This is a genomic window from Exiguobacterium sp. SL-10 (assembly GCF_004337025.1).
Classification (GTDB): domain Bacteria; phylum Bacillota; class Bacilli; order Exiguobacteriales; family Exiguobacteriaceae; genus Exiguobacterium.
In genome coordinates this window covers 191,967-205,291 of the sequence record NZ_SJUP01000003.1, presented here as the reverse complement: position 1 = coordinate 205,291, position 13,325 = coordinate 191,967, and the positions used below count along the sequence as shown (strand labels likewise).

Annotated in this window: 13 protein-coding genes; 10 read left to right on the top strand and 3 right to left on the bottom strand. The window is 54.2% G+C overall.

Features of this window, described 5'->3' with window-relative positions; all coding sequences use genetic code 11:
- The first annotated feature begins 28 nt into the window (after positions 1-28).
- The 6 genes from EVJ33_RS05680 (at position 29) to EVJ33_RS05650 (ending at position 4,466) form a co-directional block, all read left to right on the top strand.
- Positions 29-448, top strand: a complete 420-nt coding sequence (locus EVJ33_RS05680; RefSeq protein WP_131435229.1) for an acyl-CoA thioesterase — start codon at positions 29-31, stop codon at positions 446-448.
- 75 nt (positions 449-523) lie between these two features.
- Entirely contained in the window at positions 524-1,438 is a 915-nt protein-coding gene (locus tag EVJ33_RS05675; RefSeq protein ID WP_131435227.1) for a M15 family metallopeptidase, read from the top strand.
- A gap of 20 nt (positions 1,439-1,458) precedes the next feature.
- The gene (gene plsY / locus EVJ33_RS05670) at positions 1,459-2,064 is read left to right on the top strand and encodes a glycerol-3-phosphate 1-O-acyltransferase PlsY (RefSeq protein ID WP_131435316.1); all 606 of its coding nucleotides are present in this window, start codon (positions 1,459-1,461) and stop codon (positions 2,062-2,064) included.
- A 246-nt stretch (positions 2,065-2,310) separates the two neighbouring features.
- The gene (locus tag EVJ33_RS05660) at positions 2,311-3,081 is read left to right on the top strand and encodes a DeoR/GlpR family DNA-binding transcription regulator (RefSeq protein WP_131435225.1); all 771 of its coding nucleotides are present in this window, start codon (positions 2,311-2,313) and stop codon (positions 3,079-3,081) included.
- A gap of 15 nt (positions 3,082-3,096) precedes the next feature.
- Complete coding sequence (locus tag EVJ33_RS05655) at positions 3,097-3,759, top strand: copper homeostasis protein CutC (protein ID WP_131435223.1); 663 nt, start codon at positions 3,097-3,099, stop codon at positions 3,757-3,759.
- A gap of 59 nt (positions 3,760-3,818) precedes the next feature.
- Positions 3,819-4,466 (top strand): DUF975 family protein, encoded by a 648-nt coding sequence (locus tag EVJ33_RS05650; protein WP_131435221.1) that lies wholly within the window; start codon positions 3,819-3,821, stop codon positions 4,464-4,466.
- A gap of 20 nt (positions 4,467-4,486) precedes the next feature.
- Here EVJ33_RS05650 and EVJ33_RS05645 read toward each other — a convergent pair whose 3' ends face one another.
- The 3 genes from EVJ33_RS05645 to EVJ33_RS05635 are packed head-to-tail and all read right to left on the bottom strand — an operon-like array spanning position 4,487 to position 7,369.
- Positions 4,487-4,720 (bottom strand): DUF2188 domain-containing protein, encoded by a 234-nt coding sequence (locus EVJ33_RS05645; RefSeq protein ID WP_131435219.1) that lies wholly within the window; start codon positions 4,718-4,720, stop codon positions 4,487-4,489.
- 46 nt (positions 4,721-4,766) lie between these two features.
- Positions 4,767-5,639 carry an NAD(P)-dependent oxidoreductase gene (locus EVJ33_RS05640; RefSeq protein WP_131435217.1) on the bottom strand — a complete coding sequence of 291 codons (873 nt, stop codon included), beginning with the start codon at positions 5,637-5,639 and terminating at the stop codon, positions 4,767-4,769.
- On the bottom strand, positions 5,636-7,369 hold the full coding sequence (locus EVJ33_RS05635; RefSeq protein WP_131435215.1) for an ABC transporter ATP-binding protein: 1,734 nt from the start codon (positions 7,367-7,369) through the stop codon (positions 5,636-5,638). Before EVJ33_RS05635 ends, EVJ33_RS05640 begins: the two co-directional genes overlap by 4 nt.
- Before the next feature lie 105 nt (positions 7,370-7,474).
- Here EVJ33_RS05635 and EVJ33_RS05630 point away from each other — a divergent pair, with 105 nt between their 5' ends.
- The 4 genes from EVJ33_RS05630 to EVJ33_RS05615 are packed head-to-tail and all read left to right on the top strand — an operon-like array spanning position 7,475 to position 13,305.
- Positions 7,475-8,581 carry an exonuclease SbcCD subunit D gene (locus EVJ33_RS05630; protein WP_131435213.1) on the top strand — a complete coding sequence of 369 codons (1,107 nt, stop codon included), beginning with the start codon at positions 7,475-7,477 and terminating at the stop codon, positions 8,579-8,581.
- Complete coding sequence (locus tag EVJ33_RS05625) at positions 8,578-11,589, top strand: SbcC/MukB-like Walker B domain-containing protein (RefSeq protein ID WP_131435211.1); 3,012 nt, start codon at positions 8,578-8,580, stop codon at positions 11,587-11,589. Before EVJ33_RS05630 ends, EVJ33_RS05625 begins: the two co-directional genes overlap by 4 nt.
- Before the next feature lie 5 nt (positions 11,590-11,594).
- Positions 11,595-12,377 carry an AAC(3) family N-acetyltransferase gene (locus EVJ33_RS05620; RefSeq protein ID WP_131435209.1) on the top strand — a complete coding sequence of 261 codons (783 nt, stop codon included), beginning with the start codon at positions 11,595-11,597 and terminating at the stop codon, positions 12,375-12,377.
- Between the two features lie 40 nt (positions 12,378-12,417).
- The gene (locus tag EVJ33_RS05615) at positions 12,418-13,305 is read left to right on the top strand and encodes an alpha/beta hydrolase (protein ID WP_131435207.1); all 888 of its coding nucleotides are present in this window, start codon (positions 12,418-12,420) and stop codon (positions 13,303-13,305) included.
- Positions 13,306-13,325: the final 20 nt, after the last annotated feature.

The following is a 13,325-nucleotide window of genomic DNA, read 5'->3' as shown; positions in this document are numbered from 1 at the left end:
TAATCGGGTTGAAAGTGAGGACGATTCAATGCATACAATTCAGATTCCGGTCCGCTATCAGGAGACCGACATGATGGGCATCGTCTATCATGCAAACTATTTAGTATATCTTGAGATGGCGCGTACCGAGTTGTTGCGACAGCTCGGGGTTGAATATAAGGACATGGAGGAAGCAGGATTCGTCTCTCCGGTGACGAACGTCTCGGTCGACTATAAGAGGAGCGTCACGTTCGGCGACACGGTTCACGTTCGGGTTTGGGTCGACAGTTATTCAAAGATCCGGACCGTCTATGGCTATGAGTTGACCGACCAACATGGTCACCTCGTCGGTTCGGCGAAAACGACACACGTCGTCGTCAAGCGAGGCGACTTTAAACCGGTCCGACTCGACCGCGAGTTTCCTGAGTGGCATGACATGTACATGCGCATCATGAGTCCCGTCTTATAACAGTGGTTCTTTTGTACCGTCAGTATGGTATCATATCTTGACGGTATTTTTTGTACAAAGAAAGGGGAAGATCGCATGCGAAAACCATCTCTGTTGATGGTATGCTGCGCCTTGACGCTCACGTTGGTGGGCTGTACCACAAGCAACCAAAACGAAACGGAAGAAGTCGAGAATAAACCGGCTGAGACCGAACAACAAACAGAAGCTCCGGCCGAAACGCCGAAGGATACAGAAGACGAAGTGGTTGAAGACGCTCCGACGTCTGAAGCCGAGCCACCGAAAGAAGATAAGCCTGCGGAAGAACCGGCAGCAGACGAACCTGAGACCGAAGAAGCACCTGTTGCTGAAGCGCCACCTGTAGAAGAACCGGCCCAAACGCCGAGCGAGCCGCTTGAACAAAACGGGACCGCGAACGTGAAACTCGATACACTCATCCTCGTCAACAAACAAATCGCTTTGCCTGCCGGTTATAAACCGAAAGATCTCGTGACGGCGAACATCGACTTTGTCGACACCGCGACGGGGGAACGAAAGATGCTCCGCCAAGAAGCGGCACGGGCCATCGAGAAACTCATGACGGGAGCGAAAGCGGCCAAGATCGAGTTGAAAGGGACGAGTGCGTTCCGTTCTTACGATTATCAAGTGCAACTGTTCAATAATTATGTCGCCCGGGATGGAAAAGCACAAGCGATGAAATATTCAGCACCGCCCGGTCATTCGGAACATCAGACCGGTCTCGCCATCGATGTCTCAAGCGCTTCCGTCGGCTATCAGTTGACACAAAGCCTCGAGCAGACGAAAGAAGGCAAGTGGTTGGCCGACAATGCCCATACGTACGGTTTCATCGTCCGCTATCAACGCGCCTATGAGGCCGAGACAGGTTATATGTACGAACCGTGGCATTTACGTTATATCGGGGTAGAGCACGCGACGAACGTTCACAAGACGAACGTCCCGCTTGAGCGTTATCTCGAGCAATTAATGGATTAAGGGGAATTGCGATGCCTTACATGACAGAAATCTTCATCATTTTAATCAGCTATTTACTCGGTTCGATTCCATTCGCACTCCTTGTCGGAAAGCTCGGCTACAAGGTCGATGTCCGCGAGCATGGAAGTGGGAACTTAGGTACGACGAACACGTTTCGTGTGCTCGGGAAGAAGGCAGGTACAATCGTCCTGCTAGGCGATATGGGGAAAGGCTTGGTCGCGGCGTTATTGCCGCTCCTATTCGGGAGTGAGATGAGCCTGCTTCTCGCCGGGATCCCGGCTATTATCGGTCATTCGTATCCGGTGTTCGCCAAGTTCAAAGGCGGGAAATCGGTAGCGACGAGCGCGGGCGTGTTGCTCGCGGCATTTCCATGGTTTTTCGCTGTCGTCGTCGGAACGTTCATCGTGACGCTGCTCGTCTCAAGGATGGTATCACTCTCATCGATGGCTGCCGCAGCCGTAGGGCTCGTGACCGTCGTCGCCTATGGCGTTATCGCGAAGGACTGGTTACCGCTCATCGTCATCGTCCCGCTCGCCTTATTCATCATCATCAAGCACCGTACGAACTGGCAACGAATCCGTGCGGGCACAGAACCGAAAGTACCGCTGTTTCAAAAGCGGAAATAAAAAAATGATGACCGACAGGCGCTCTGTTTACACAGAATGCAGGAAGGTCATTTTTTGATGAGGTAAATTGCATACAGAAAAAAATCTAGGATCTGCTGACTGTCTTTTTGTGGATTTCCGTTGATTTTTGCTGAAAAGTTCGAAAAAACTGTTGGATTTGCCCGTTCTTTACTTTCTGTTTACGTTAAATTTACATCCGTTCGCTACACTGAGAAAGGAAGCGATATTTGCGGAGGAGGCAGGGAAGTGTCTTTAATTGGAGAAGAACGTAAACAGAAGATTGTGGAGTGGATTGAACGGGAAGGCAAAGTGAAGACGAGCGAATTGATTGAACGGTTGAACGTCTCGGGGGAGTCGATTCGCCGCTACTTAGAAGAGCTTGAAAAAGAACATCGTATTAAACGGGTGTATGGAGGGGCGGTGCTCCATCAGAGCGTCTCGTTTCAACCGATGATGATCTCGAACATGGATGGGATTCGTCGTATCGCCTATACGGCGTTTCAGCTCGTCGAAGATGACATGTTGCTCTATATCGGACACGGCGTCGCCTCGGAACAAGTTGCAGCGAGGCTCCGTGGCCGTAACTTGACGGTCGTCACGCCGTCGCTCATGGTTGCCAAGGCACTATTCGAGCAACGGGCCAAAGGCGTGTTCACAGGAGACATTCAACTGCTCGGCGGGACGATCGACCCGAAGCATCTTGTCACTGTCGGTGAGCATGTTTTGCAACAACTAAAGGCGTACGTGTTCGATATGGCGATTCTTTCCGTTGAAGGTGTCGACGCCTCGCTCGGTTTGACGTGTGAGGCTCACGGTCTCTCGACCGTGACACAGGCGGTTCTCGATCAAACACGTCAATGTTACTTATTGGCCGACCACACCCAGTTCAATCAACAGAAGCGATATCGCGTCTCTGATTTTTCTAAAGTAACGACCATCATTTCGGATTTTCCGGAACCGACCGATTGGAAACGGGCCTTAGCAGAGCACGAGGTCGAATGGCGTTTCGCACCATGATGAGGAGGAAAAAACATGATTGAAGTAATTGTGACGACATTGACCGAAGCAAAAACAGCCGAACGGTTCGGAGCTAATCGCCTCGAGTTGATTGCCGATTTGCCGGCAGGCGGGACGACACCGAGTTTCGGGACGATTCGTAACGTCCTCGAACAGGCGACCATTCCCGTCCACGTCATGATTCGGCCCCATGCGAACTCGTTTGTCTATAACGAGGAAGATGTGGAGACGATATTGGCAGACGTCGGTCTTTGCCGTGAGCTCGGGGCCGAGGGTATCGTCTTCGGGGCTTTGACGAATGACGGTCGTATCGACGAGGCGCTACTCGGGGAAGTGATCAAACATAAAGGTGAAATGGCATTGACGTTTCACCGGGCAATCGATGATGCGGTCGATTTGATGGATGCAATCACGATCTTGAACGATTTCCCTGAAGTCGACCATGTGCTGACGTCCGGCGGAAAAGCAACGGCGCTAGACGGAATTGAACGTTTGAGCGCGATGCAAGAAGTGGCAGAGATGAATGTTCTACCGGGTGCCGGCATCACGGCCGACAATGTGGCACAGCTCATCGAACGACTAGGTGTTGATTTCGTTCATGTCGGTAGCGGGGTGCGGACCGACGGACAGCTCGACGAGCAAAAGTTCAACGCGATCAAGCGACAGATGACACGCTAAAAACAGTCGGATGACTGTTTTTTTGCTATAATGAAGAAAATGATACTGTAGGTGAAGTCATGCAAACATCAGTCTATAAACAATTTGCACTCCGGATGCTGTCAGGAAACTGGGGCATCTCACTCCTCGCGGTCGTCGCGACGATGCTCGTCCAAGCGGTGGTCACGACCCAGCTTGATTTAGAGTCGACCGACCCGAGCATCCTCTTCGTCTCGATTGGATTGTTGTACGGTGCGACCGTCTTGCTTGCTCCGCTCGAACTCGGTCGCAACTGGGTGTTCCTCGATATCGCAAAAGCTGAGAAACCGTCGTTCGGTCTCTTGTTCGATGCGTTCGGATCACTCAAAGATTACATGCGCGCTGTCACGTACTACGCCGTGTTCTATCTCGGCTTGAACGTGCTCATGCTGTTCTTGATTGTGCCGGGCGTCTGGTTTTACTTGACGTATCGAATCGTCCCGTTCGTCCTTCGGGACCGTCCAGAATTGTCAGCGTTTCAGGCGATGCGCGAAAGCCGACGTCTCATGTTTGGACACAAGCGCACGATGCTTCGTCTATATGCGAGTTTCATCGGTTGGTATGTCCTCGTCTTGTTCACCGGAGGATTGGCCTATATCTTCGTGCAACCGTATATCAATACGGCGCTCGCAGGACTGTATGTGGAAATCAAGGCAGAAACAGAAGCAAACGAACAACCGGTCAGCTGATTAGCCGACCGGTTGTTTTTTTATGTCCCGTGTCGATCCGACTTTTTTGGGTCGGGTGCGTCACGGAACTCCGTTTTCTCTTCTTGTGAGGCATGTTCATGCCACTTTTTTGCCTGCTCCGTCGCGATTGGGATTGCCTTTTGATCGGAGTAGCCTTGAGCGAGCAAGGCGTTGGCGATATCGATGGCTTTCTTTTTAACGAGCGGGTCGAAGTTTTTCAGTGATTCCGGATAATCTTTCATATTCCATGGCATCTCACATCGCTCCCTTCTGTACTACTAATTCCACAAGCGAGCCGATTCAAACGTCTTGGTGCATATAGTACTCGATGAGCGCTTGGGTCCCGTTCTCCCCATATCCGTTCTCTTCGAGGATGGTGTACAGTTTATGGGCCAACTCGAGGCTCGGCAGTTTAATGTTTAACTGTTCAGCGCTCTCGAGGGCGAGGTTCATGTCTTTCAAGAAGTGCTTGATGAAGAAACCAGGCGAATAGTCTTCGATGATCATCCGTGGGACTAGGTTCTCGAGCGTCCAGCTGCCGGCAGCCCCACCGCGGATTGTCTGGCGGAGTTGGTCCGGGTTTAGCCCGGCCCGCTTGGCGAACGCGAGCATCTCGGCGTTGCCCATCATGATGCCGGCGATGGCGATTTGATTGGCGAGCTTCCCGTATTGACCGCTGCCGGCATAGCCCATTCGTTCAATCGATTGGCCCATCGCCTCGAACAGCGGTAGAGCCTTCGTGAAGGCATATTCGCCGCCACCGACGAGAATCGACAACGTCCCGTTCTTCGCGCCGACATCTCCGCCCGTGACCGGTGCATCAAGCGGCAGCAAACTCTGGTCGATTGCGGCCTCGGCGATCCGTTCGGCAAGGAAAGGTGAAGACGTCGTCATATCGATGACGAGCGTTCCCGGCTCGGCCGATTGCAAAATCATCCCGTCCCCGAAATAAAGGCTCTCAACGTCTGACGGGTAGCCGACGATGGTGATGACCGCATCGGCGTTTTGACAGACGGCTTCGACCGAATCGCACCAACGGACACCTTCGGCCAATAAATCAGTCGCTTTCTCTTTCGTCCGCGTATACGCTTGGACTTCGAATCCCGCCTTCATTAAGTTTCTGACCATCGATTGACCCATCACACCGAGTCCGATAAATCCGACTGTCTTCATAGTTGATTGCCTCCTAAAAGTTGTTGTTTCACGAGTCGTTCATAGAGCACGTTATCACGAAGCAATTCTCGATGCGTCCCGAGCCCGCTGATTCCACCGTCCTCGAGCACGACGATTTGGTCAGCATGTTGGACGGTCGAGAGCCGGTGGGCGATGACGAGCGTCGTCCGTCCTCTCATGAGCCGGTCGAGCGCTTCCTGAACGACGCGTTCGGATTCCGAGTCAAGACTTGACGTCGCCTCGTCGAGTAATAAAATTTGCGGGTCACGTAACAGCGCCCGGGCGATGGCAAGCCGTTGCCGCTGTCCGCCTGATAAGCGGACGCCGCGTTCGCCGATTTCCGTGTCGAGTCCGTCCGGCATCGCTGCGATGAACGACCAGGCGTTAGCCATGACACAAGCGTGACGAATCTCGTCCTCGGTCGCTGTCCGAATCAAGCCATACAAGATATTTTGTCGCACCGTCCCGGATAAGACTGGCGAATCTTGGGCGACATAGCCGATGACTTGACGCCACTCATTTCGTCCATATGTCGTGATATCGCGGTCCCCATAACGGATGTGACCACTCGACGGGAGGTAAAACTGCTCGACGAGGGCGAACAGTGTCGTCTTGCCGGCACCGCTGCGTCCTACGATGGCCGTCGTGGCACCGAACGGGATGGTGAGGGACACGTCATCGATCACGGGTTGGTCGCCATACCGGAACGTCAGGCCCTCGAATGAGAGCGATGACTGTTGGATCGTCGATGCCTCATCCGTGTACGGTTCTGGCTCGATGGCGAGCAGTTCTGAAATCCGCTCGGTCGCCCCGCGTGCTTTTTGGAGCCGGGTGATAAATTCCGTCATCGTGATGAGTGGCGTGATGATTTGGAACAAATACAGCATGAACGCGAGCAACGACCCGGTCGACAAAGCACCGGTCGAGACGCGATAAGCCCCGAATCCGAGAATGGCAATCAACATCGCCGTCAACGTGACGTTCAGAAGCGGAATCAAAATCGCTTGAATCCGACCCTCTCGGACGCCAAGACCGAACAAACGCTCGATGCGTCGTTTTCCTTCTTCAACCTCGACGGATTCGGTCGCCTGTGATTTGACGAGCCGAATTTCACCAAGTAGTTCGGCGAAAAAACCTGACAAATCGCCGAGTTCGTGTTGCGTCGCCTTGGCGATTTTCCGAAGTTTGCGGCCGAGCGGGATCACGATGAGAAGCGTCGTCGGCACGGAGAACAAGATGACGAGTGTCATCTGCCAATCGAGCGTGAACAAGATGCCGACGGCGCCGATGACCGAGACGAACGACGTCAATAGACGGACGCTCTGTTCGGACAAAAGTTGTTGCAACGTCGTCGTGTCGTTATTTAATCGCGAGACGAGATCCCCTGATTTGACGCCGTCATAGAACGGGATCGGTAGTGCGACAAGATGTTCCCATAGCGTCGTCCGCAAATTGGCGACGACCCGTTGTCCGACGATATGTAGCCAATAAATCGAAATCGCGCTCGAGACGACTTGAATGAGAAACGCGATGACGAAGATGGTGACGAGACGGGCGTCGAGCGCGGCTTCGCTCCAATTGTCGACGACGCGCTGCAAGATGAGCGGGATGACGAGTGATGCCATCGCTTGAATTAAAGAAATCAATACGGCACCGACAAACAGACCTTTCGGTGGTCGAGCGACACGGAACAAACGTAAAAACGCTTGCCATGTGGATGTGGACTCCATCATACGTCCCCCTTTCCTTATAACTTTCGCTGTTTCGAAAACAAGTGTCAAGACGTCGAATCGTAGCATGGAATAATGATAGAATGGAATCAGAGGTGAAGTCGCATGAAATGGATACATACGGCCGACTGGCATTTAGGAAAAATCGTCCACGGCCGCCACATGACAGAAGAACAACAACATATATTATTTGAGTCATTCTTACACATCGTCGACGAGGAGAAGCCTGATGCCATCGTCGTCGCCGGTGATTTATATGACCGGGCCGTGCCACCCGTCGAGGCCGTCGATCTGCTCGATGAGATGTGGCGCGCGCTCGTGCTCGAGCGGGGCATCCCCGTGCTCGCCATCGCTGGCAATCATGATTCGGCCGAACGTCTCCAATATAGCTCAAAACTGTTGACGAAAGTCGGTCTCCATATCGTCGGGAAGGTTGACCCGGGCACAGGGCCGATTATCGTGAACGACATCCCATTTTATTTGATGCCGTTCCTTGAGCCGGCGCGTATCCGTTATGCGTTTGGCGACGAGTCGATTCGTACCCATCATGACGCGCTCGCCGCGGTCGTCGAGTCGTACGGGGCGATTGACCCAAAATCCGTTGCCGTCGGGCACAGCTTCGTCGCCGGCGGACTCGAGACCGACTCCGAACGGCAACTGTCCGTCGGGACGGCCGGGCAAGTCGCCAAAGGATTGTATGACCCGTTCGGCTATACGGCGCTCGGACACCTACATAACCGCGACGCCATCCGCGACGACCGCATCGCATACAGCGGGTCGCTCATGAAATATTCGTTCTCCGAGGCGACCCATGTGAAATCGGTCGACGTCATCGAATGGGACGGGATATGGATACGCCGTCGGCGCCCGCTCAAAGCGCGACGAGACTTGCGCATCTTGACGGGGACGCTGAACGAGCTACTCGACCCATTGTTTTATCAAGATGAGGCCGTAGACGACTATTTGAAAATCATCTTGACCGATGAACGTGCGTTATTCGACCCGATGGCGAAATTACGGACTGTCTACCCGAACATCTTGCATCTCGAACTTGAGTTGTTGCGTCGTCAAGACGAGACGTCCCGGTTCGAACGGGAGAAACTCGAGCGGCAATCGGTCGAAGATGTATATATGGACTTTTTTAAAGCCGTCCACGGGCGTGAAGCCGATGCGACGGTTCAACGTTTCTTAGAAGGGGAGGAGTCGATTTGAGACCGGAACAATTGACCATTACCGCCTTCGGTCCTTACGCCGAGACGGAACAAATCGATTTTACGCAGCTCGAGGGACGTTCGATGTTCGTGATCAGCGGCCGGACCGGCGCCGGCAAGACGACGATTTTTGACGCGATGACGTTCGCGCTCTATGGTCGGGCGAGCGGGACACTCCGGAACGCCAGCGATTTCAGAAGTCAGTACGCAGACCCGAATCGAAAGACCGAGATCGATTTCTCGTTCACGATTCGCGACGAACGATATCGAGTCGTCCGCCAGCCGCAACAACCGCACCCGAAAAACAAGACGCCGATTCCTCATGAGGCGGTGCTCTATGAATGGAAAGACGCATGGAAACCGATGGCGACGAAAGTGAACGACGTCGAGCAGACGATTGAATCGTTGCTCCAGCTGAGCTATGAACAGTTCAGTCAAATCTTGTTGCTGCCGCAAAACCAGTTCCGCCAGCTTCTTGATTCCGATTCGACGAAGAAGCAACAGATTTTGCAATCGATTTTCAAGACGGAGGCGTACCGCACCTTTCAAGAAGACTGGATCGAACGCTACGGCAAATATCGCAAACAAGTCGAATGGGCGGTCGAGACGACGCGCTTAAAACTGTTGGAACTTGAAGATGATGCCGTTGAGGACATATCCACCCGTAACTTGCCTGAAATCGTGACGTGGCTCGATGCCCGCGAGGAGCGGCTCTTAGCGTCAAGGGACTCGCTACAAGAACAGCGCCGGGCTGGAGAGGAACGACTCGAGGCGTTGCGCCGAGACGTGAATCAGGCGACCACGCTCGCCGAGTTGATTGAGGAGCGGGACATACGCGCCAGGGCACTCGAGACGTTCCGAGAAGCGGCAACAGCCCGCAAAGAACGACAGGCACTCATCCAACGACTCGAACAAGTGTCGAGCGTCAATCCGCTCTATCAACGTACCGAAACGGTGCGTCATGACATCGAACGGTTGACCCGTGAACGCGATGCCTCGCAGCAACGGGACGAAGGTTACTTGAAACAGTTGGAGGGGTTAAAGGCCGAGGCCGAGACGATCACGGCCATGCGCCAAGAGGCAGAACAAGCCACAAGTCGTGTCAACGCGATTGACGAGATGTTGCCATACGTCGATGAATGGCACCGTGCCACGAGACGTCGGGACGACTTGAAGCGACAGGTAGAACCGCTCAGCCAGTTTTTAGAAGAAGCGCGTCTGAAGCAGCTCCAAGCGACCGAGATTGAACTCGCGGCTAAGCTCGAGCAAGCACCGGCACCAGAACAACTCGTTGAAGCCGAACGACTCTATAGTCAGCTCCAGCATCAGGCTCGTCTCGAGGCGAAAGTGGAAGAGGTCACGGAACGGCTCGGTGATTGTGAACGCAACGGGAAGGAAGTCCAACGACAATTCACCGCCCAGACGGAACGGGTCGAACAATTCGTCGAGGCTGAGCATGCGCGCATGGCCGACATGCTACGCGAGCAGCTTGAGACAGGGGAGCCTTGTCCGGTTTGCGGTTCGTTGACCCATGGACACGTCGAGCGAACGGAGACGTCCGTCGACCAAGCCGGTCACCGCTCGGCCGTCGAGACGTTGAAACGGATTGAGGCTGAACTACATGAAGCACGGGCGGATTATCGGTCGCTCAAACGTCAACTCGATGAGTTGACCCGCGAACGCGATCTCGCGCGGCTCGAGTTAAAGCTCGACGGTCAGGCCATCACTGCGCTGCAACACCAAGACGCCCGTGTCCGACAGTTGCGTCAAGAGGCCGATGCGCGACAACGGAACGAGCGTCTCCTACGCGCGACCACGAGCGAATTGAAACAACTTGAGACGGCGAAGCGTACGCAAGCAGATGAGCGGCAGAAACTGTTTGAACAACTCCAACACGTTCAAGAGCAGCTTCAGTCGATGCGTCAACCGGATGGGACGACGCTAGAGACGTTGCAGACCGAACGGAGCCAACTTACGACGCGACTCGCCCACATCGAACAGAAGGTGGCCGTGTATGAACGCCGGCTCGAAGAATTGAACCGATTGAAGTGGGGGGAAGCGGAACGGCTCCGTCTCCTCGGTGAACAACTCGAGTTCGAGCAGACTCGTCTATCCGAAGCGACGACCGAACTGGATGCGGCTCTCGAGAAGCTTGAATTGACTGAAACTGTGTTCAAGGAGTATCGTGCGCGCGTCGAGCAACTTCCCGAACTGCGTGAGCGCCAAGCGTCAGAACTTGAGGAAGGTGTCCGTCTCGAACACGCCGTCAAGGCGTTGAACGAGAAAATCGGGGATCGTCCGCGACCAGACCTCGAACGGCTCCAGGAGCGGTTGCACGAGGAGGTCCGTTCGTTCGAAGCACTGTCCGAACAACTCATGACGGCGGACGGGCAGTTGAAGCGTCATCGTCACATCGTCGCCGAATGGAACGTACTTCGGGAGAAAACGGATCAGGATCAACGGAATTTAGAGACGGTCAAATTGATTGCCGACACCGGACGGGGGCTCAACCCACAAAAATTGACGTTCGAGACATACGTGCAGACGGCGTTTTTCGATCAAATTTTACATGCGGCCAATATACACCTCGATCAAATGACGAGCGGGCAGTTCCAGTTGGAACGAAAAATCGAGACAGCGAAAGGAAATGCCAAGTCTGGTCTCGAATTGTTAGTCTTTGACGCCTATACGGGTCAATCGCGTCGGGTCCAAAACTTGTCGGGTGGAGAAGGATTCAAGGCCTCCCTGTCACTCGCCCTCGGACTCGCAGAAGTCGTTCAACAACTAAGTGGCGGGGTCAGTCTCGAGACGATGCTGATCGATGAAGGCTTTGGGACACTCGACGCCGAATCGCTCGATCAAGCGATCGAATTGCTCATGTCGCTCCAATCGAGCGGCCGGCTCGTCGGGGTCATCAGTCACGTCCAAGAATTGAAAGACCGGGTCGATGCCCGGATTGAAGTCAAGAAATCAAGGAGCGGGTCAACGATCCAGCTCATCGTGGAGTGAGACCGATGAAACATATGGAAACGAAAACAACGTTAATGGCCCACCTGAAAGAGGCGGGCATTCGACGAGGGGACGCACTGTTCGTCCACACGTCACTTTCAAAACTTGGTTGGGTGTGCGGTGGTGCCCAGACGGTCATTGAAGCACTCCAAGAAGCGGTCGGAGCGGACGGGCTCATCATGATGGCGACCCAGAGCGGAGATAATTCAAATCCCGCCGAATGGGAAGCTCCGCCGGTCCCGAGTGAATGGTGGCAGACGATCCGTGACGAGATGCCAGCGTATGACAAGACGAAGACAGCGACTCGAGGAATGGGACGGGTGCCAGAACTGTTCCGAACGTATCCGGACGTGTTCCGGAGCGATCACCCGATGTGGTCGGTCGCCGCTTGGGGTCGGAACGCCGAGCAGATTGTGGCCGGGCACACAATCGACAACGGTTTCGGGCCAGGGTCACCGATTGAGCGCTTGATCGAGCGCGATGCAAAAGTTGTACACCTCGGTTCCCCGCTCGATGCGACGACGTTATGGCATTATGCGGAATACGGGATTGACGGACCGATGAAGCCGTTCGAATGTGCGTTGGTGGAGAATGGTCGACGAGTGTGGAAGACGTTCGAGCATATCGACGTCAACAGTGACCCGTTCGGTCCGATCGGTGAGAATATCGTCAGGCGTGCCGATGTGACGACGTTCCACATTGCGGATGCGACGTGTTATGTCATTCCGTCTAAGACGTGGGAACCTGTGCAACACGCGTTGATTGCATTACGGAGTTGGCTCCGATGAATCAACCGAAAGCAAGTGAACAATGGAGAGGGGCAGTTCGATGAATCGTTGGGTCAAATATGTAGGGATGGCGGTCGGAGTAGTACTGCTCGTCGCGTTTCTCGCCGTCGTGGGCATCTCAGCCCACATCGGTGATCAATTGACGTCGCCCGAACGCGAGACGTTGACGTATACACCGAAGTCGTTAGGCGTCAAATATGAGAATGTCACAATCGAAGCCGAAGATGGACAGGATTTATACGGTTGGTGGATTCCGCATCCGACACCGCGCGCGACGGTCGTGTTCGCACATGGGTACGGGAAGAACAGAGAGCAGTCTGATTTGCCGCTGAAAGAATTGATCCCGGAGTTCCATGAGCAAGGCTATCAGTTTTTGACGTTTGACTTTCGGGCGTCAGGCATCTCGGAAGGCGATCGTGTGACGGTCGGGGCGAAAGAACAGTCCGACCTCCAAGCAGCCATCGCTTTTGCAAATAAGCGGACGGATGGACCAATCGTCTTATATGGCATCTCGATGGGAGCGGCGACGGCACTCGCGACGGCTGACGACACGGACGTTGCGGCCGTCATCGCCGACAGTCCGTTCAGCGATCTTCGCGGCTATCTCGAGACGAATCTGCCGATATGGAGCGATTTGCCGAACGTACCGTTCACACCGGTCATCATGACGGTGACCCCGTGGTTCACGGGGCTCGACGCCGACTTAGTTCGCCCGATTGACGATATCGCTCAGATTGAGGCACCGGTGTTACTGATTCATAGTGAAGGGGACGATGCGATCCCTGTGAGCGAGAGCGAGCAATTGGCCGCGGCCGGGGAAGATGTCGAGCTGTGGGTGACCGAGAATGACGGGCACGTGCAGTCGCATCGCTCGTTCCAAACCGAATATCGACAGACCGTATTCGAGTTTTTAGAGCGCGTGTTGTAAACGAAGAGTCTGGGGAAACC